Origin of the sequence: Bacillus sp. FSL K6-0042, from assembly GCF_038006685.1 — a bacterium.
GTDB classification, from domain to species: Bacteria; Bacillota; Bacilli; order Bacillales; family Bacillaceae_G; genus Bacillus_A; species Bacillus_A pseudomycoides.
The window spans coordinates 1385989-1404004 of the sequence record NZ_JBBOVS010000001.1; the positions used below are offsets into that span (position 1 = coordinate 1385989).

Consider the following 18016-nt stretch of genomic DNA (forward strand, 5'->3'; position numbering starts at 1 on the left):
TCTTGAACTCACATACAATTATAGTGATGAATGTAGTTTAGTACGATCTTTTGCAATAATTTATTTCCTCAATCTCTCAATAAAGTCATGTAATTTATCAAGTGAAGTCATATTCTGATTACACACTATACTATCTTTGCAAATATAGTTTCCTTTCTTAACAAAGGTACCTGGTACATCACCTTTTATTTCAACTAAAAACATCCCTACTTCTTCATGACCGTGGCATAATGAGCAAATGCCCTTTTTATTTATACTTTGGAATGTGCCTTGCAAGCCAACAAACTTATTTTTAGCCTTTGCTACAATAAACTTTCTGCCCGTTCCTTTATCAATCCAACCTAAATACGACATTTCTTTCATATTTATTTCTTCTATTTCAGGAAGCTTCAATTTTTTAGCTTTAGGAAATATTTTTTTTAACGCTTGTGGTGTAATTTCCTGAAACGGAATAACATATGGATTTAACTGAAGTAAAAACGCTTCTGCGTTCTCTCTATTTTCAACTGCCAAAATCGTATCGATTATTTTTTTTTGTTCATCAGTAAGATTTTCAAAAACATGTAACACTTTTTCTATTGCAAGAGACTTCAGCGCAGCAATAACACCTCTATCGTTTGCTGTTGCGTGTCCATGCGCTAGAATATGAGTTTGTGATTTTATAAAATTATATTGATCACTTCTAATAAATGCTTCCATTATTATCACTCCATACAAATTGTTGATCTCTTTTTATTGTATACAATACACTTATTTTATAAAATGTCGAAAACGATTCATAAACAAAGTATACACAAAAAGCACTGATTATTTCTAATTGAATAATCAGTGCTTTTCATTATTATTTTGAATACACGATTTTTTTTATCGTTTCCGTAGAAAGAAAGTATTCCTCTGCTAATCGATGAATGGTAGTTCCACTTTTAAAAGCATGTTTAATGTCTCTATTCCGTGCATCAAGTTGCTTTCTTCCGCCAGATCGTGCACCCCATTTATAATGTTTAGTTTCTTGTTTTGGAATGTAAATTGTTTCACCTTGTACATACTTTTGAATTTCTGCAATTAAGCTTTCTGGTAAAACAGTCGCTGCCTTTACGTATTTCATTTCTGCTCGCCCCTTATTTTTTATAGTTCATTTCAATAAGGTGCAAAGCCAAATATAAAAGAAATGATACGAGCTCATTTTGGCGATTGAATATTACTTGTCTACCTCACGCAAAGTATCGCCATTTCCATACTTGGCTTTGCATGAGACGCTGCAGTGTCTGGCAATTGTATTGTAATCGCCATATCAACACCTCCTAATATACCTTTTGATTCAACTTTATTATATGATAAATTTTCCTCACTTGCATCCCACTACTTTTTAAAATTAAAAATAATGTGAGGGCGCTTTATGAACAAAAGAATCATTACATCATTGATTATACTAACCACTCTTCCTACTCTTTGGAACTTATAAATTAATGAATTCACGAACGTATCAACTATTTGGTAAATTAACAAATCGAGTAGAAACAAATCAAAAAGTCTTCGCCCTAACCTTTGATGATGGTCCTACAAAAAATGTAGAACCTGGATCTATCATTTTATTACATTCCATGTATGACGATTCTGATAATTCCTTAAAGACCATTGAAGGCATTTTAGATTCTTTATCTAAAAAAGGCTATCAATTTGTTACAGTAAACGAATTGCAGAAAAGATAATTCTATAATTAAAAGGCTCTAGCATAACGTTATGCTAGAGCCTTTTGTACTTTAAATCACTCCAATTACATTTAAAAATACGGTAATAATTGCAATTGGCGCTATATAGCGAAGTAAGAACAACCATAATACAAATAATTTATAGCCTTTATTTTTACTTACACCCAGTTCTTTCATTAATACATCTTTCTTCATTTTTAACGGCACGAAGATTGCAACTAATAATACACCAAGCGGCATAAGAACGTTACTTACTGCAAAGTCTGCTAAATCAAACACTGTTTTTCCAAAGAGCTTCACATCACTTAATACACCATATGATAGTGCCGATGGAATTCCAACAACAAAGATTAGTAATCCAACAATCAATGCCATTTTTTCACGTTTTCCCTTTCCTTTTTTTGTTAAGGAAGCAACACTAATCTCTAACATAGAAATTGCAGATGTTACAGTAGCAAAAAAGAATAGTAATAAGAAAATAATGAAAAATAGTTTTCCAAATGCCATTTTACTGAAGATAGCCGGTAATACAATAAATAGTAATCCCGGTCCTTGAGATGGCTCCATTCCAAATGCAAATACAACCGGGAAAATTGCAAGTCCCGCAAGTAATGTAATAACAAGTGTTAAACCAACAATAGAAAATGCTGAACGCGGTAAATTTTCTTCTTTCGGCAAGTACGAGCTATACGTTACCATTACTGCCACACCGACAGATAATGAGAAGAACGATTGCCCCATCGCATATAAAACAACCTCAGACGTTACATGCGAAAAATCAGGTTGTAAGAAGAAACGTACCCCTTCTCCCGCTCCATCTAATGTAAGCGCACGAACAATTAACACAAAGAACAAAACGAATAGTGCTGGCATAAAGTATTTATTTACTTTTTCAACACCATTTTGCACGCCTTTACTTACGATAAAAATAGTAATAAGAATAAATAATAGCTGTGATCCAACTGCTAAATATGGATTGGAAATGATTTCACCAAATGTTGCTTCGTATGCACCATTTCCTTCCCATAGTCTACCTGTAATTGCATTCCATAAATATAATAAAATCCAACCTCCTACAACACTGTAGAAAGAAAGCAATATGAAACATGTTACAATCCCTAACTTACCAACCCACGGCCATAATGTTTTAGGAGCGATCTCTCTATACGCATCAACAGCCTCTTTTTGCGTACTTCTTCCGATTGAAAATTCTGCCAATAATAAAGGTAAACCAATCAGTAAAGTAAAACCAATGAATATTAGGAAGAAGGCACCGCCCCCTCCAATACCGGCCATATACGGAAACTTCCAAATTGCGCCAAGGCCAATTGCTGAACCTGCTGCAGCTAAAACGAAACCTAATTTCGATGTCCATTGCTGTGAATTCATCTTTCTATCTCCTCTCTTCTTCTATTTTTTCTTGTTATTACATTTCATACTTACTCGTATTGTTCTATCCTCTTCCCTTTCTAATACAACCACTTCCCTTCAGAAACAAAAAATCGCCCCTACAGTAACGTAGGGACGATAAAAATATCGCGGTACCACCCTAGTTGTGAAGAATACTAAGAAACTGCCGAAATAAAAAAAGCCCCTACGAAAACGTAGGGACGATAAAATATCGCGGTACCACCCTAGTTATGAAGATACAACTAAAATAACCCCTAAATAAAAAACGTCCCTACGTAAAAACGTAGGGACGATATATATCGCGGTACCACCCTAGTTGTGAAAAAATTCTTCACCACTTTATTTGATAACGGTATATACTACCGTCTTTCATTTCTTCACAATGTGAGATTTATGAAAGATGCTCCAGGACGAACTTCATGAATAATCTATATACTGATTCGCACCAACCATCAGCTCTCTGTCATAGGGAGATTTTCACTACTTTACCCTTTCATTGCCCAACTATATGTTTTCCGAATTGATTACTATCATTTTTATCATACAATAAAAAGAGTGTCAACTGATTTTTTTGAATTTTTATGTATTAATTTGCTATTTGTTGCTATAAAAATTCAAAATATGACTTTTTGATGAATACTATTGCACGACTTATGGTTTATGCTTTATAAAATCCACTGACAGGTTTATAGTAGTATAGGATGATTGTAACAGAGCACGAGTAGGAGGAAAGGTTTTGTCTACTTCAAAAGTTTTAAAAGGTACAGCTTTACTAAGCGGTGCCACAATGATTTCGCGTATTTTAGGCTTTATATACTTCTTTCCCTTTCAACTATTAGTTGGTGAACAAGGGGTTGCTTTATATGCGTATGCATATTCTTGGTATGGCATCTTGCTTAGCTTTTCAACAGCCGGCATTCCAATTGCTGTATCGAAATTTGTCGCTAAATATAATGCATTAGGTGACTATAACACAAGTAAGAAACTGTATAATTCTAGTGTGAAAATCATGCTGCTTATGGGTTTCGCTGGATTTTTAATCTTATTTATCGGAGCACCTTACGTATCGCAGTTTATTATTCGTTCCAAAACACCTGATCCGGGGTTTATCGCTGATGTAACACTTACAATGCGAGCATTAAGTTTTGCGCTCATTATTGTTCCAGCAATGAGTGTAACACGTGGATATTTCCAAGGATTCCAACATATGAAGCCAAGTGCTGTTTCTCAAGTTGTGGAACAAATTGCACGTGTCATTTTCATTTTAGTAGGTAGTTTTATCGTTTCAAAATTACTAGGTGGTTCCGTTGCTTCTTCTGTTGCAGTCGCTACATTCGGAGCTGTTATTGGAGCAATTGCCAGCGTTTCAATTTTAATCATGTATTGGAAAAAATATAATCATTTAAAACCACCTGCAGGCGAACTAAAAACAAGGGCTTCAAACGTTTCATTAAAAAGCATTTATATGGAGCTACTTCGTTACGCAATCCCTATTGTTTTTGTAGGGATCGCTATTCCACTTTATACTTTAGTGGATCAATATACAGTTGCTGATGCACTAAGAGCAATTGGAACACCGCTTGAAACTGCGAATGCGATTTTCGCTTATATAACGAACTATGCTCAAAAATTAATTATGATTCCCGCTTCGCTCGCAACTGGATTTTCACTTACGATTATTCCAGCGATAACAAAATCATTTACAAGCGGGAAACTAGAAGAATTACAAGAACAAATTACAAAGATTTTCCAGTTGTTATTATTCTTCACAATCCCTGCTGCATTCGGACTCGCTAGCATCGCATATGACGCATTCCGAATGGTATATATGAGTCCTGATACCGCTTTAGGCGGGTCTCAATATTTAATTTCTTATGCACCATCAGCAGTATTAAGTGCGATTTTCACTGTTTCAGCAGCCATTTTACAAGGCATTGATTATCAGCGAAAAACAATGATTGCATTCTCAGTTGGTATTCTCGTAAAAATCTTAGTGAATACGCCACTTCTATATCTATTAGGTGGGCATGGAGCAGTACTTGGAACAATTCTTGGATATCTCGTTTCTGATATCATTATGCTATATTGCATCGTCAAATTTGCGAAGTTTGATATTGCAGAAACAGCTAAAACAGTATTTCTTATTACAATTTACTCCGCAGCAATGTCCGCTGTCGTAATAGGATTAAAAACGATTATCGGATGGCTAATCCCTGGACAACCTTATATCGAATCATTGCTAATCGTTATTATTTGCGGCGTGGTTGGAGGAATTGTCTATCTTACTTTCGTATTAACAAGTGGCCTAGCATCACATATTCTTGGTGATCGGATTGGTCGTTTACCTATATTAAAAAAATTAGTAAAATAAAACAAAGAAGAGATTGTATATGATACATACAATCTCTTTTATTATGTTTCTTATTCAAACAATCCCATACTTAAATAACGCTCTCCCGTATCAGGTGCAATACATAACACTTTCTTACCAGCACCTAATTGTTTTGCTATCGTGATTGCAGCATAGACCGAGGCACCTGAAGATGGTCCTACTAATATCCCCTCTTGTTTTGCTAGATTTCTCATTGTACTAAGCGCTTCTTCATCCGCAATTTGAATAATTTCATTATATATTTCCGTATTTAAGTTTTTCGGAATAAACCCTGGGCTTGTTCCAACCAGTTTATGAGGACCCGGCACACCACCAGATAAAACAGGAGATCCTTTCGGTTCAACTACTGCAATATATAAATTTGGTAGTTTCTCTTTCAATGTTTCCCCTGTGCCAGTAATGGTTCCACCAGTTCCGGCAGTTGCTACAAATGCATCTAACTTTCCATCCATTTGTTCATAAATTTCAAGAGCTGTTGTATAGCGATGAACATTCGGGTTTGCTGGATTTTCAAACTGCTGCGGAATAAAGCTATTTGATATTTGTTTTTGTAATTCTACTGCCTTCGCAATTGCTCCTGGCATTCTTTGTTCTGCAGGTGTCAAAACAACTTCTGCTCCATATGCCTTAAGCAAGTTAATCCGTTCTTTTGACATATTATCCGGCATAATTAAAATCGCTTTGTATCCTTTAGCAGCTGCGTTCATCGCTAAACCAATCCCTGTATTTCCACTTGTTGGTTCAATAATCGTATCACCTGGCTTAATGAGACCTTTCTCTTCCGCCATATGAATTAAATTATACGCCGCTCGGTCTTTCACACTACGAGATGGATTAAACATTTCCAATTTCACATACACATCTGCCGCATCTTCTGGAACGAATCGCGATAACCGTAAGACAGGTGTATCTCCAATTAATTCTGTAACATTTTGACATAGTTTCATAGCGCAGCCCCTATTCTATCGTGTTTTTCGATCGCTTGGTAGTAACCATGACGTAAGTCCAATTAATGGTAAACAACTACATAATACCATAATAAATTGCAGACTATACACGTCTGCTAATTTCCCAAGAACAACGGCACCTAATGCTCCAAGGCCAAACGCAAGACCGACAATTAATCCTGACACCATTCCAACTTTTCCCGGAACAAGCTCCTGCGCATACACAACAATAACACTAAAGCTACTGGAACTAATAAAACCGATACATAAAAATAACGGCACAACCCACGCTAGAGAAACATGTGGTAATAAAAGTGCAAGCGGCGCAGAACCTATCATTGAAAATACGATAATATTTTTCTTACCAAATCGATCTGCTAATGGCCCGCCAAAGAATGTACCCAGTACCCCAGCAATCATAAAAGCAAATACAAAGTACTGTGCATTTCTAATAGACAAACCATAATGCTCGATTAAATAAAACTGATAGAAGTTCCCAATGCCAGCTCCATACCAAGAACGAACAAAGGTTAAGAAAACAAGAAGAACAATTACAAACTTAATACGTTTACTAACAATTGCATTCTCCGCCTCAAGTGCAGCTCGTTTCTTTCTTCGCATCGCACCATTTACTAACTCTTTTTTATACCAATTTGAAACAAAAATTAATAACACAATACCTACCGCTGCAAAAGCCGTGAATCCAAGTGATCCAATTTGCCCAAGCGGAACAAAAATTAGTGCTGTAAAAATTGGTGCAAGAGAATTCCCTGTATTTCCTCCTACTTGATAAATTGACTGCGCTAACCCTCGCTTTGCACCAGCTGCCATATACGCAACACGTGCGCCTTCAGGATGAAAGACTGCTGATCCTAATCCGATAAATAAAACTGAAATAATAACGATAATAAAGTTTGGTGCGAACGCAAGTCCAATCATCCCAAGCATACTCGAAAACATACCGAGCGGTAATAAAAATGGAGATGGTTTCTTATCTGAATACATCCCAAACACCGGCTGCATAATCGATGACGTCATATTTAACGCGAATGCAATCCATCCTACCTGCATATAAGACAAATTCATCGACTTTTCCAAAATAGGAAACAGCGCCGGTACAACAGCTTGCATCGAGTCATTTAAAAAATGACCGAAACTAATCGCAAATAAAATACGATATATCGTTGGTGAAGCTATTTTATTTTCCTTTGAAACTACCTGCATAATTCACTCTCTCCTTCCCTAAAAAACAGAAAATGTAACTAATTAACATTACAACTTACTGTAATAATTTCTGATTTTTAAAACATTTTCTATTCTATACTGGTTTTATTTCTTTTTCCAGCAACACAACTTCGATTTCACCTATATACATAAATCATTAAATTTATATATTTTTATAACGTTGAATGGAAGGAGTTTTCTTTAGATTATTTTATATCAGCAAAGATGAAGAGAGAGACAAACAAGATTGTTGCACTCTTAAGTTCTATCCGCATGTTAGCAAAAACAAAAGACAGCACCTAGCTCAAAAAAAGTACATCACTCCATTAGTCGTGATGTACTTTTTTCTAATCAACTTTAATTATAATTCTCGTTTTTCTTTTAAAAGTTTTTGAAATTCTATTTCTAATTCTTCGGACGGTTCAATACTTAAGCGACTTAGCACTTCCGATATTTTTGTTTCAAGTAAAAGAAGCTTATCTTCTTTCGTATCTCGCGTCTTTCCCACTTGATTGAGTTTATATTGCTGATAGTTCCCTTCAAATAATTCAATCTTTTGATTACGAATTGTTAAAATTCGCGTAGCAATATTTTCGATAAACCGGCGATCATGCGAGACAAAAATTACACTCCCTTCATATTCTTTTAGAAGAGACTCTAACGCTTCAACAGCTTCCATATCAAGAAAGTTCGTCGGCTCATCTAACACTAAAGTATTAATATCACTTAAAAATAGCTTTGTCAGCGCTACTTTCACTCGCTCACCGCCACTTAAAACCCCTACCCACTTATAGACATCATCTCTGAAAAAATGCATTCTCGCAAGAACTGTTCGAATCAGTGTTTCATCCTGTTTTGAAGAGGATTGGACATTCTCGATAATTGATTTCTCTGTATCTAATATGTTTAAATTTTGACTAAAATATCCAATTTTAACAGCCGGTGAAAGCTTAATACCATACTCTTGGTTCATGATTTTTTTTACAAATGTCGTTTTCCCACTTCCATTTGAACCGATAATCGCTAATTTATCACCGCCTCGAATGTGAAAACTTGTTTTGCTCCAAAGCACACGTTCCCCAACTTTACCTGTTACACCATCTACACGAAGAATAATCCGGTTTTTAAACGTTTCTGCATTTGGCAAATTCATCTTAATTGGCGAAAGCTCTTTTACTTTTTCTACCTTTTCAAGCTTTTCTAATCTCGTTTCAATGGCCGTTGCTGTTTTTTGTAGCTTCTTTTGCTTTTTGGCAAAGTATGGCTTTGCTCCTGTAATTCTCGCTTCGGATTTACTTACCTTTTTTGGCGCCTTTGTTGCTCTTTCCGCTTTTTTCTCCTTTAACTTCAATGCTTCTTCCAACTGCCTTTTCTTTTTCTCATACTTTTCATACGCTAATTGTTCTTGATTGAGCTCTACTTCTTTTTGTTTTACATAATCGCTATAGTTGCCTGTATACTCTTTTATCTTTCCTTCATCCAATTCCCATATCGTTGTACAAAGAGCATCTAAAAATGCACGATCATGTGAAATAATGATAAATGCTCCTTGCCACATATTTAGCTTCTTCTCCAACCATTCGATATGTTCTGTATCGAGGTTTGTGGTCGGTTCATCTGCAAGTAAAAGCTCTGGATCTTTCAGAAGAGCTTTTTGGATATATTCTTGCGTCACTTCACCACCGCTTTTTGTTGTATCTGTTCGTTTAAGCTGCGGTAAAAGTTCACACCCAGTATGTTGAATAACGCTCCCTTCTTCTGGAGAAATTTTTCCAGCTAACATTTGGAATAACGTTGTTTTCCCACTTCCATTTCTACCAACTAATCCAATTCGAGCATTTTTATGGATTTGCAATTGATCCACATCTAGTAATAAACGATCCTGTACATAGTACTTTATATGATTAGCTTCTAATAAAAACATAGTAACATCTCCTTTTATCCAATGTAGGAGACAAAAAATGCCCCCTATATCCATTCAGAATAGGAGGCATAAATCATTTATAGGTGTACCCCAAAAGAGACTACCCCTTTTAGATCCAACTATAGAAGTCCCATCCTATTCTGAAAAACGCAAATTGAAGACATCACAAATAACAGAGTAATGATCTGCTAAAAATAACCTTCAATTGTTTGCTTTCGTAAATAGGATTAGTACTTCATGTAATTGGTTCACCCTTCCGTTCTTTCAATTTCATTAACGCTATTTTTAGTATAGCTAGAAATTTCAAATAAAATCAATATCTTTTTCATTTTAAATAACAAAACGCTTATATTTTTCAAAATCACTCGTCTTACATTCAAGTGAAATTTTCGTACCTTCATTTTCATAACTCGTAGATGTAACATGTGCATAATCATTGAAATAAGAAACAACTTGCCCTTGGTCATAAGGAATTAACATCTCACACTTTGTATACTCTTTGTAAATGTGAGAACGAATCATTTCTACAAGTTCTTCAATCCCAATTTGTTGTTTTGCAGACAGATATACTCGGTCCTCCTGGGTTTTCGGAATTTCAACATCCATCATATCTGATTTATTATATGCGTAAATGGTCGCGATATTTTCAACACCAATTTTCTTTAGTGTTTGGTTTGTAATCTCAATTAATTGTTCATAATTTGGATTTGCATAATCGACCACATGAATCAATAAATCTGCCTCCGCTACTTCTTCTAATGTAGAACGGAATGCCTTTACAAGATGATGTGGCAACTTGCTTACAAAACCAACTGTATCTGTTAATAAAAACGATTTATTATCTGGAAGTTCAATATTTCGCACTGACGTTTCCAACGTCGCAAATAGCATATCCTTTTCGAATACTTGTTTCTCAGTCGAACCGTTAAAGATCTCAAGCATCGTATTCATAATCGTTGATTTACCAGCATTTGTATATCCCACTAATGAAACAACAGGGATTTCATTTTTCTTACGCTGTTTACGCTGTGTTTGTCGCTGCGCAACAAGCGCTTCTAGCTCTTTATTTAATACTGCAATCTGTTCTTCAATTTTACGACGATCGAGCTCTAATTTCTTCTCACCAACACCTTTGTTTTTCGTACCAACGCCGCCGCTCTGTCTTCCTAAAGATTCACGAAGACCAATTAAACGTGGCATCATATATTGCAGGTGCGCTACTTCAACTTGCAACTGTGCTTCTTTCGTCTTAGCACGCTGCGCAAAAATATCTAAAATTAAAATGGTACGATCAATGACCTTACAATCTAAGTCAGCTTCTAAATTTCGAATTTGCGAAGGTGATAACTCATCATTAAAAATAACCATATTCGCATCTGCTTCCTTCACAAAAGCAGAAACTTCTTCAATTTTCCCTTTTCCGATATAATGCGATGGATTCACGCGATGTAAATTTTGCACAACTTGCCCTACAACTTCCACATCACACGCTTCCGCAAGGTTTGTTAACTCCTCCATTGAATATTCAAAATCACTTTCATTATTTAAATTCACTCCGACTAATATTGCTTTTTGTACTAGTTCTTCCATATATTCATTCCTCCATTTCGATTACGTAAAATTAAAAAACACAGGTCACTGCCTGTGTTTTTCGTAAACGGATGAGAGTGCGACAAATAAACAAAAGAAAGCATAGCTTTCAAATTGTTACATGGCCAATACGTCACAAATGATATACGTATCCCTAAAAAACATACACATATATCACATCATTCTATTATAAAGGCAAAACAAAAAGAGGGCGTATTCGTCCCTCCCTCTTTTCACATATCAGTTCAATAAAGGGTTCCTTTAAAATAGGCAGACCAATCCCGTTCACTCTGCACACAGACAGAGCCTTTGAGCGCTATTCAATTATCGGCACAAAGTATTGAGACGTAATCTGATTAAAATCAAAGGAGACCCCTCCGTTCATTAAAAGTTACATAAAGCTTAGCATAATTATACTGGTTTCACAAGAATAAACTTCAATTATGGGCATAAACAAATTCATTAATTTTCGATAATATTCTTCATTTTTTGCATACACTTCTTATGATGAATAACGTTCAATCCCTTGGAAATTTAATACATTATATCTTACACACGTTCGCTTTCCTCTTGCATGTTCTCTTTCATTTCATGATAGTATGATGGCAATTCGATTCCATGCTCCACAAAATAATCTTCAATTAATGAAATGATTACTTTCAATGTTTTCACACGTGCATATAATTTATCGTTACTGGCGATAATATTCCATCTTGCATTCGGTTTATCTGTTTTCTCAAACATTTCTTCGATTGCCTCGACATATTCATCCCACTTTTCACGATTGCGCCAATCTTCATCTGTAATTTTCCATCTCTTCAAAGGATTTTTCTCACGATCTTTAAATCGTGCCAGCTGCTCATCTTTACTAATATGATAGAAGAATTTTGCTACTATGTAATGATCATCTGTTAATCGTTTTTCAAAATCATTGATTTCATCATATGCTCTCGTCCATTCTTCCTTTGTAGCAAATCCCTCTACACGCTCTACCAATACACGACCATACCAAGAGCGATCAAAAATTGTGATTTGACCATACTGAGGAATTTTCCGCCAGAAGCGTTGCAAATAATGGTAACGTTTTTCATGAGAAGCAGGCGCACCAATTGGATTTACTTGAAATCCACGCGGATCCAGATGCTCAGTAATTCGTTTAATTGCCCCTCCTTTTCCAGCCGCATCCCAACCTTCCATCGCCATAATAACGGCTATTTTTTCTTTTTGTAAAATTTGCTGCAACGCTAATAAGCGCCTTTGATACTTTTCAAGCTTCTTATTATACTTTGATTTTGATTCCATTCTTTTCGTTAAATCTACCTGAGCAAGACGATCTTTTGTCATAAAATAATCCCCCTTTTCCTACACTAACGCTATTTTAACATAATTTTCAATATTTTTGATTATTTCCAGAAAATACAAACAAGTTGTTGTACAATAAGAATGGGGTGATACATTATGAAACAAACAATACAAAATGTGCTCGGAAAATATAGTGCCATGCATCTAGAAAAACATATTTTAAATTCTCTTGAGCCAACAATTCAAATTCGTCTACGTAAAGGATCTGATGAGCAAATAGCAATAGGAACGTCCAAATTAGGGGGTTTTCCAGATTTACCTGATGAATTAAAGATTCCAACATACAACGACATACCGCTACACTTTATTGGACAACTGAATTTAGAAGAAGTACAACCTTATCACAAAGGAAACCCACTGCCTACGAAGGGCATGCTGTATTTCTTTTATGACGCAGAAGAACAACCGTGGGGATTTGACCCGAGGGATATGGGAGGACACTGCGTTCTGTACACGAAAAATATAGAAAACCTAAAGCGACGAGAACTTCAAACAGAAGTGTTCCCTCCTTCCATCATTTCCTTTCAAGAAACATGGACATTAGCAAAAGAAAAAATCGAAAAAACAGGTTTATCAAATGATGATGAATGGGATCTTTATAAAGAAATAGAAGATTTATATCTCGATGGACTGCATCATTTACTCGGCTCCGCACAAGCTATTCAATCAGAAGAAATGGCGGAAGAGTGTCATCTTGTTACAAACGGAATCTCTTTAGGAAATGGGTATCCTTCAGATAAAGAGATAAAACATTTGCCTGGCAGTCCTCAAGATTGGATGTTACTGTTACAACTTGATACTAACGATGAGTCTGGAATGTACTGGGGAGACACTGGCTTATTGTATTTCTGGATCAAAAAAGAAGATTTATTGCGAAGAAACTTTCAAAATACATGGCTGATTTTGCAATGTTGTTAAATCAACCATGCATTTACAACATATCCCTCTCCTCTGTTCCTATACATTGCTGTAATTGGTATAAAGCGAAAGAGAATAGAAAAAACGGCTAACTTTTTCTATAAAGTTGGCCTAGTCATTATAATTCAAACTCCGCTATACGAAGAAATATGGTAACTGCTTGTGAACTCCTTTGCCCCTTAGTTTTTGCATCATATTGTCCACATGATTACGGACATGCCTTTTTGTTATTAAATAATTCATCTATAGTATCAAGATACCCCTCCGCCTCCTTGGCAGTGGAAAGATTGAAATATTTATATAGACCCAAAATTTGTTTGGATCTATAAAGACTAATCATAAATTCTCTAATATATACTCTTCACTAAAATACAAAGAAGCTACCCAATAATCAAAATGGGCAGTCTTCCTTATTTCACTTCTTCCATTCCATCCAATGATTCCTGAAACAAAAATTTTGTGCACATTCGATAGAAAAGCACCTACTTTTATCATTTAGGGGATTATCTGTTTCCTAAGTTAATGGGTGTTTAGTTGGTCATCTTTGTAAACTCTACGTTTACCAAACAGGTCTTAACCTCGATGATGATTTACCTTCATTTGCTTCATAAACTAATTTTGTTAAATCCTCTTTGAGCATTTGCATTCGTTCAGCGCCTATGTTTTCAATCCAACGTTGTTCAATTTCAGTTAGTATCTTCTCTTTTGCTTGCACTACTAGCCAACCTTTTTCTGTCAAAACAATAATTTTCCCTCTCTTATCAGTTGGATGCGCTTTGCGCATTACATAACCACTTTTCTCAAGATAATCCACCATTTTACTCACAGCTTGCTTTGTAATTCCTAAATATTCGGCTAGTTCTATACCTGTCGCTCCATTAGGAGTGATGCATTTAAACATAAAACCATGTACAGGTCTAATGTCTCCAAATCCCAATTCACTCAATTTGTCATGTAGTTCATTGATTGATGCGCTAAAGGATAATGACAAAAGTGACGTAAGATCCAATTCACTAAATACTTGATGACTCATACATAAAACCTCCTTAAACAAAGTCAATCAGGTTGACTACATCTAATTTCTATTGTACTATATGGAATATAGTCAATCAAATTGACTATATTTAGTTATAAGAGATATAAGGGATTCAACGAAACAAAAATTAATAAATTATGGAGGTTTCTCATGGCTAACATCGTGAAAATTAGAGGAAGTGTCTTTGCCCCGTATGCTTGGTTGGAACCTATTAAAGATCCTACAACAGGAAAACTTTTTGAATATACTGGTGATGCACGTGAATTTACACCTTATGCTGTAAACACAATGCGGTCGAGATTAGAGCAAGAAGTGATTATTGATTTTTATAAAAAAGAAATTTTTTCACATGCAAATGCTTGTATCGTAACTGTGAAAATTACAAATCCAGATGGTTCTATCGAGTATAAAAAAGGGAAAACAAGCACAGAAAATATTGTATGCACTAATGTTGTGTGGGGTACTGATGAAGTTTCTTTTAAAATGAGTGCAAGTGCCAGCAATCCTTTAAATACAGCAGCACCTGCAGCTGACTATGTATTAACTATACACGTTAACAAAAGTGGGGTTGCACATATTGAGGGTGCACATGATGGGTTCCCCTGCTATGAATTTTATAAACAAACAGATTTTGATCCATTTGAATTAATATATACACATGATTTCAGAAAAACTGGTGACACTCCAGCAGCGCTAGCTGGGGAAATGGAATACAGTTTTAAAACGACAATCTAGATATAAATACTGAATAGAAGTTTACAAGCAGCAAAAATATTTATACGAAAGAAATTGCGATCTGTTTTGCTCAATGGGTCAATATTATTATTATCCAAAATAAAATTAAGAATTGCAGAGGTGTGTCTCATGACTAATATCGTTAAAGTTAGAGCAAGTGTATTTATTCCAATGTCTTGGACTGAACCTAAGAAGGATACTCAAACAGGAAACGTGATTCAATTCGAAGGTGACTCACGTGAATTTACACCATATGCTGTAAACGCTATGCGTTCCAGAATTGAACAAGAAATAGTTATAGATTTTTATAAAAAAGAAATTTTCACATATGCGAATACCGGCATAACAACAGAAAGAATCACAACTCCTGATGGTTCCGTTAATAAGAGAACAGGAAAAGCTAGTACGGAAAATATTTTGTGCACTGATGTTGTATGGGGGTCAAATGACGTCAAATTTAAAATGAGTGCAAGTGCTAGCAATCCATTAAATGTATATGCACCTCCTGTTGACTATCTATTAACTGTACATGTCCAAAAAGATGGTACTGTCGATATTGAAGGTGCACATGATGGATTTCCTTGTTATGAATTTTATAAGCAAGTAAATTTTGGTCAGTTTGAGAAAATTCATACACATGACTTCAGAGAAACTGGTGATACAGCTGAAGCTCTAGGTGGAGACATGGAGTATAGTTTTAAAAAGATATTATAAAGAACAATATAATACCCTTTTTATTAAATAAATATATAACAACATAAGAGAGTGAGTAACAGGAGGAATAGAGAATGACAACAGTTTTATTTGTAAAAGCAAACAATCGTCCAGCAAACCAAGCAGTTAGTGTGAAATTATATGAGGCTTTTTTAGCAAGCTACAAAGAATCACATCCAAATGATACAGTGGTAGAGCTTGATTTATACAAGGAAGAATTACCATATGTAGGTGTAGATATGATTAACGGTACATTTAAGGCTAGTAGAGGATTTGATTTAACAGCAGAAGAAGCAAAGGCTGTATCTGTTGCTGATAAATATTTAGATCAATTCCTTGCAGCTGATAAAGTTGTATTTGGTTTCCCGTTATGGAATTTAACAATTCCGGCTGTACTACACACATATATTGATTACTTAAACCGCGCGGGCAAAACATTTAAATATACGCCAGAAGGTCCAGTAGGTCTTATTGGAAATAAGAAAATTGCATTATTAAACGCAAGCGGCGGTGTATATTCTAAAGGTCCAAAAGCTGAAATGGAAATGGCTGTTAAATATGTAGCAAGTATGATGAGCTTCTTCGGTGTAAAAGATATGGAGAAAGTCGTGATTGAAGGCCACAACCAATTCCCTGATAAAACAGAAGAAATTATTGCTGCAGGGCTTGAAAAGGCTGTTAAAGTAGCAAGTACGTTTTAATTAACAAAACACTTGGCACTCAATATGGCAGTACCAACACTTCTATAGCGGTGGTACTGCTTTTTTATTTGCTTATCTCGTTACTTTTGAGCAGTAAAAACCCAATTGATGCGAGCTTTCCATTCTCAACTTATTAAACGATAGAAAGCAGGATTACATTACAATGGAACGTTTATGGACAAAAAGCTATATAATGCTGACAATTACAGCATTATTACTATTTAGTGGTTTTTATTTACTAATGCCAACATTGCCTATGTTTATTAAACAATTAGGTGGAAGTGAATCTCAAGTTGGATTTATTATTGGAGTGTTTACAATATCAGCAGTCATTTTTCGTCCTATTGTTGGAGGATTAATGGATCGATATGGCAGGCGGGTATTTATAATAAGTGGACTACTATTTTTTGCAATGACAATGTATTTTTATGATTGGGTAACAGGAATTGTATTTTTAGTTGTATTACGTATCTTACATGGAATCGGTTGGGCAATTGCTACAACCTCGATAGGAACGGCTGTGACTGATGTTATTCCACAATCTCGTCGCGGAGAAGGAATGGGATGGTATGGACTTGCAATGACTTTAGGCATGGCTTTAGGACCAATATTAGGTCTTTGGGTAGCAAAATCATTTTCATTTCATTATCTATTTCTTCTATGTACAGCATTAGCAATTATTGCATTCATACTTGCACTTGACACAAAAGTCCCAGTAGTTCAACATACATCAAAAAAACCAATATCATTTTTTGAAAAAACCGTTTTACCAATCGCTATTGTTACATTTTTCCTATCCTTTACTTTTGGTGGCATTACAACATTTTTACCACTGTTTGCGGCGAAAATTCAAGTTAATGTTGGTACTTTCTTCTTAGTTTATGCTGTTACACTTATAGTAATTAGACCACTTGCGGGAAAGATATCCGATAAACATGGAGAAGGAGTCATTATTGTTCCTGCGCTTTTTATACTGATAGTCGCACTATTAGTCCTAACAATGACAAATGGGCTTATCGGACTAGTTATTACAGCTATTTTGTACGGAATTGGATTTGGATCGGCACAACCTGCTCTTCAAGTAGCAACTATACGATTAGCTCCACCAGAGAAAAGAGGAGTGGCAAACGCTACATTTTTTACTGCTTTTGATTTAGGGATTGGTTTAGGAGCTATTCTTCTAGGATTTATTTCACAGCTCATGGGATATCAAATGATATTTATTGTTTGTGCTGTATCGGGACTTATTAGTTTGTTAATTTTTATTTTGTTTGTAAAAAAGACACTAAAATAATTATAAAATTTACGAAAAAACTGACTACCTGTTCCCTATAGAATACAGAGAACAGGTAGC

The 18016-nt window shown here is 35.3% G+C and carries 15 protein-coding genes, 1 pseudogene and 1 other annotated feature; of the genes and pseudogenes, 7 read left to right on the forward strand and 9 right to left on the reverse strand.

The genetic code is table 11. The annotated features are described in order from the left end of the window. Positions 1 to 60: 60 nt before the first annotated feature. A complete protein-coding gene (locus tag MHH45_RS07285; protein WP_016114369.1) occupies positions 61 to 699 on the reverse strand; it encodes a FusB/FusC family EF-G-binding protein in 639 nt (212 codons plus the stop codon). A 142-nt stretch (positions 700 to 841) separates the two neighbouring features. Further along, a complete protein-coding gene (locus MHH45_RS07290) occupies positions 842 to 1105 on the reverse strand; it encodes a CD3324 family protein (protein ID WP_016114368.1) in 264 nt (87 codons plus the stop codon). Positions 1106 to 1445: 340 nt separating this feature from the next. Here MHH45_RS07290 and MHH45_RS07295 point away from each other — a divergent pair. Beyond that, positions 1446 to 1709, forward strand: a pseudogene (locus MHH45_RS07295) (polysaccharide deacetylase); the annotation flags it as partial. 51 nt (positions 1710 to 1760) lie between these two features. On the opposite strand, the gene MHH45_RS07300 reads toward MHH45_RS07295, so the two are convergent. Next, the gene (locus tag MHH45_RS07300; protein ID WP_016114366.1) at positions 1761 to 3098 is read right to left on the reverse strand and encodes a sodium-dependent transporter; all 1338 of its coding nucleotides are present in this window, start codon (positions 3096 to 3098) and stop codon (positions 1761 to 1763) included. A gap of 303 nt (positions 3099 to 3401) precedes the next feature. Beyond that, positions 3402 to 3625: a binding site (T-box leader), on the reverse strand. Positions 3626 to 3855: 230 nt separating this feature from the next. Between MHH45_RS07300 and MHH45_RS07305 the strand changes: the two genes are divergently transcribed. Then, positions 3856 to 5490, forward strand: coding sequence for a putative polysaccharide biosynthesis protein (locus MHH45_RS07305; protein WP_016114365.1), 1635 nt, complete (start codon positions 3856 to 3858; stop codon positions 5488 to 5490). Positions 5491 to 5540: 50 nt separating this feature from the next. On the opposite strand, the gene cysK is transcribed toward MHH45_RS07305, so the two are convergent. The 5 genes from cysK to MHH45_RS07330 all read right to left on the reverse strand — a co-directional run bounded on the left by cysK (position 5541) and on the right by MHH45_RS07330 (position 12540). Next, positions 5541 to 6458, reverse strand: a complete 918-nt coding sequence (gene cysK / locus MHH45_RS07310) for a cysteine synthase A (RefSeq protein ID WP_016114364.1) — start codon at positions 6456 to 6458, stop codon at positions 5541 to 5543. A gap of 15 nt (positions 6459 to 6473) precedes the next feature. Beyond that, entirely contained in the window at positions 6474 to 7682 is a 1209-nt protein-coding gene (locus MHH45_RS07315; RefSeq protein ID WP_088093768.1) for an MFS transporter, read from the reverse strand. 361 nt (positions 7683 to 8043) lie between these two features. Next, positions 8044 to 9606: a Vga family ABC-F type ribosomal protection protein gene (locus tag MHH45_RS07320; protein WP_016114362.1), complete on the reverse strand. Its 1563-nt coding sequence runs from the start codon at positions 9604 to 9606 to the stop codon at positions 8044 to 8046. Positions 9607 to 9936: 330 nt separating this feature from the next. Beyond that, entirely contained in the window at positions 9937 to 11196 is a 1260-nt protein-coding gene (gene hflX, locus MHH45_RS07325) for a GTPase HflX (protein ID WP_016114361.1), read from the reverse strand. 549 nt (positions 11197 to 11745) lie between these two features. Beyond that, positions 11746 to 12540: a polyphosphate kinase 2 family protein gene (locus tag MHH45_RS07330; RefSeq protein WP_077295106.1), complete on the reverse strand. Its 795-nt coding sequence runs from the start codon at positions 12538 to 12540 to the stop codon at positions 11746 to 11748. 114 nt (positions 12541 to 12654) lie between these two features. On the opposite strand from MHH45_RS07330, the gene MHH45_RS07335 reads away from it, so the two are divergent. Then, a complete protein-coding gene (locus tag MHH45_RS07335) occupies positions 12655 to 13476 on the forward strand; it encodes a YwqG family protein (protein WP_088093769.1) in 822 nt (273 codons plus the stop codon). 559 nt (positions 13477 to 14035) lie between these two features. On the opposite strand, the gene MHH45_RS07340 is transcribed toward MHH45_RS07335, so the two are convergent. Next, positions 14036 to 14509 carry a MarR family winged helix-turn-helix transcriptional regulator gene (locus MHH45_RS07340; protein ID WP_016114358.1) on the reverse strand — a complete coding sequence of 158 codons (474 nt, stop codon included), beginning with the start codon at positions 14507 to 14509 and terminating at the stop codon, positions 14036 to 14038. Between the two features lie 153 nt (positions 14510 to 14662). On the opposite strand from MHH45_RS07340, the gene MHH45_RS07345 reads away from it, so the two are divergent. From MHH45_RS07345 to MHH45_RS07360, 4 genes are all read left to right on the forward strand, one after another. Continuing rightward, entirely contained in the window at positions 14663 to 15247 is a 585-nt protein-coding gene (locus MHH45_RS07345; protein WP_016114357.1) for a DUF3238 domain-containing protein, read from the forward strand. A gap of 129 nt (positions 15248 to 15376) precedes the next feature. Continuing rightward, complete coding sequence (locus MHH45_RS07350) at positions 15377 to 15961, forward strand: DUF3238 domain-containing protein (protein WP_016114356.1); 585 nt, start codon at positions 15377 to 15379, stop codon at positions 15959 to 15961. 74 nt (positions 15962 to 16035) lie between these two features. After that, the gene (locus tag MHH45_RS07355) at positions 16036 to 16662 is read left to right on the forward strand and encodes an FMN-dependent NADH-azoreductase (RefSeq protein ID WP_016114355.1); all 627 of its coding nucleotides are present in this window, start codon (positions 16036 to 16038) and stop codon (positions 16660 to 16662) included. A gap of 163 nt (positions 16663 to 16825) precedes the next feature. Continuing rightward, on the forward strand, positions 16826 to 17956 hold the full coding sequence (locus MHH45_RS07360; RefSeq protein WP_088093770.1) for an MFS transporter: 1131 nt from the start codon (positions 16826 to 16828) through the stop codon (positions 17954 to 17956). Positions 17957 to 18016: the final 60 nt, after the last annotated feature.

Coding starts and splice junctions, on each gene's coding strand:
- MHH45_RS07350 (WP_016114356.1), top strand. CDS start 15,377: ATGACTAATATCGTTAAAGTTAGAGCAAGTGTATTTATTCCAATGTCT.
- MHH45_RS07360 (WP_088093770.1), top strand. CDS start 16,826: ATGGAACGTTTATGGACAAAAAGCTATATAATGCTGACAATTACAGCA.
- MHH45_RS07320 (WP_016114362.1), bottom strand. CDS start 9,606: ATGTTTTTATTAGAAGCTAATCATATAAAGTACTATGTACAGGATCGT.
- MHH45_RS07285 (WP_016114369.1), bottom strand. CDS start 699: ATGGAAGCATTTATTAGAAGTGATCAATATAATTTTATAAAATCACAA.
- MHH45_RS07300 (WP_016114366.1), bottom strand. CDS start 3,098: ATGAATTCACAGCAATGGACATCGAAATTAGGTTTCGTTTTAGCTGCA.
- MHH45_RS07290 (WP_016114368.1), bottom strand. CDS start 1,105: ATGAAATACGTAAAGGCAGCGACTGTTTTACCAGAAAGCTTAATTGCA.
- MHH45_RS07315 (WP_088093768.1), bottom strand. CDS start 7,682: ATGCAGGTAGTTTCAAAGGAAAATAAAATAGCTTCACCAACGATATAT.
- MHH45_RS07330 (WP_077295106.1), bottom strand. CDS start 12,540: ATGACAAAAGATCGTCTTGCTCAGGTAGATTTAACGAAAAGAATGGAA.
- MHH45_RS07345 (WP_016114357.1), top strand. CDS start 14,663: ATGGCTAACATCGTGAAAATTAGAGGAAGTGTCTTTGCCCCGTATGCT.
- MHH45_RS07340 (WP_016114358.1), bottom strand. CDS start 14,509: ATGAGTCATCAAGTATTTAGTGAATTGGATCTTACGTCACTTTTGTCA.
- hflX (WP_016114361.1), bottom strand. CDS start 11,196: ATGGAAGAACTAGTACAAAAAGCAATATTAGTCGGAGTGAATTTAAAT.
- MHH45_RS07335 (WP_088093769.1), top strand. CDS start 12,655: ATGAAACAAACAATACAAAATGTGCTCGGAAAATATAGTGCCATGCAT.
- MHH45_RS07355 (WP_016114355.1), top strand. CDS start 16,036: ATGACAACAGTTTTATTTGTAAAAGCAAACAATCGTCCAGCAAACCAA.
- cysK (WP_016114364.1), bottom strand. CDS start 6,458: ATGAAACTATGTCAAAATGTTACAGAATTAATTGGAGATACACCTGTC.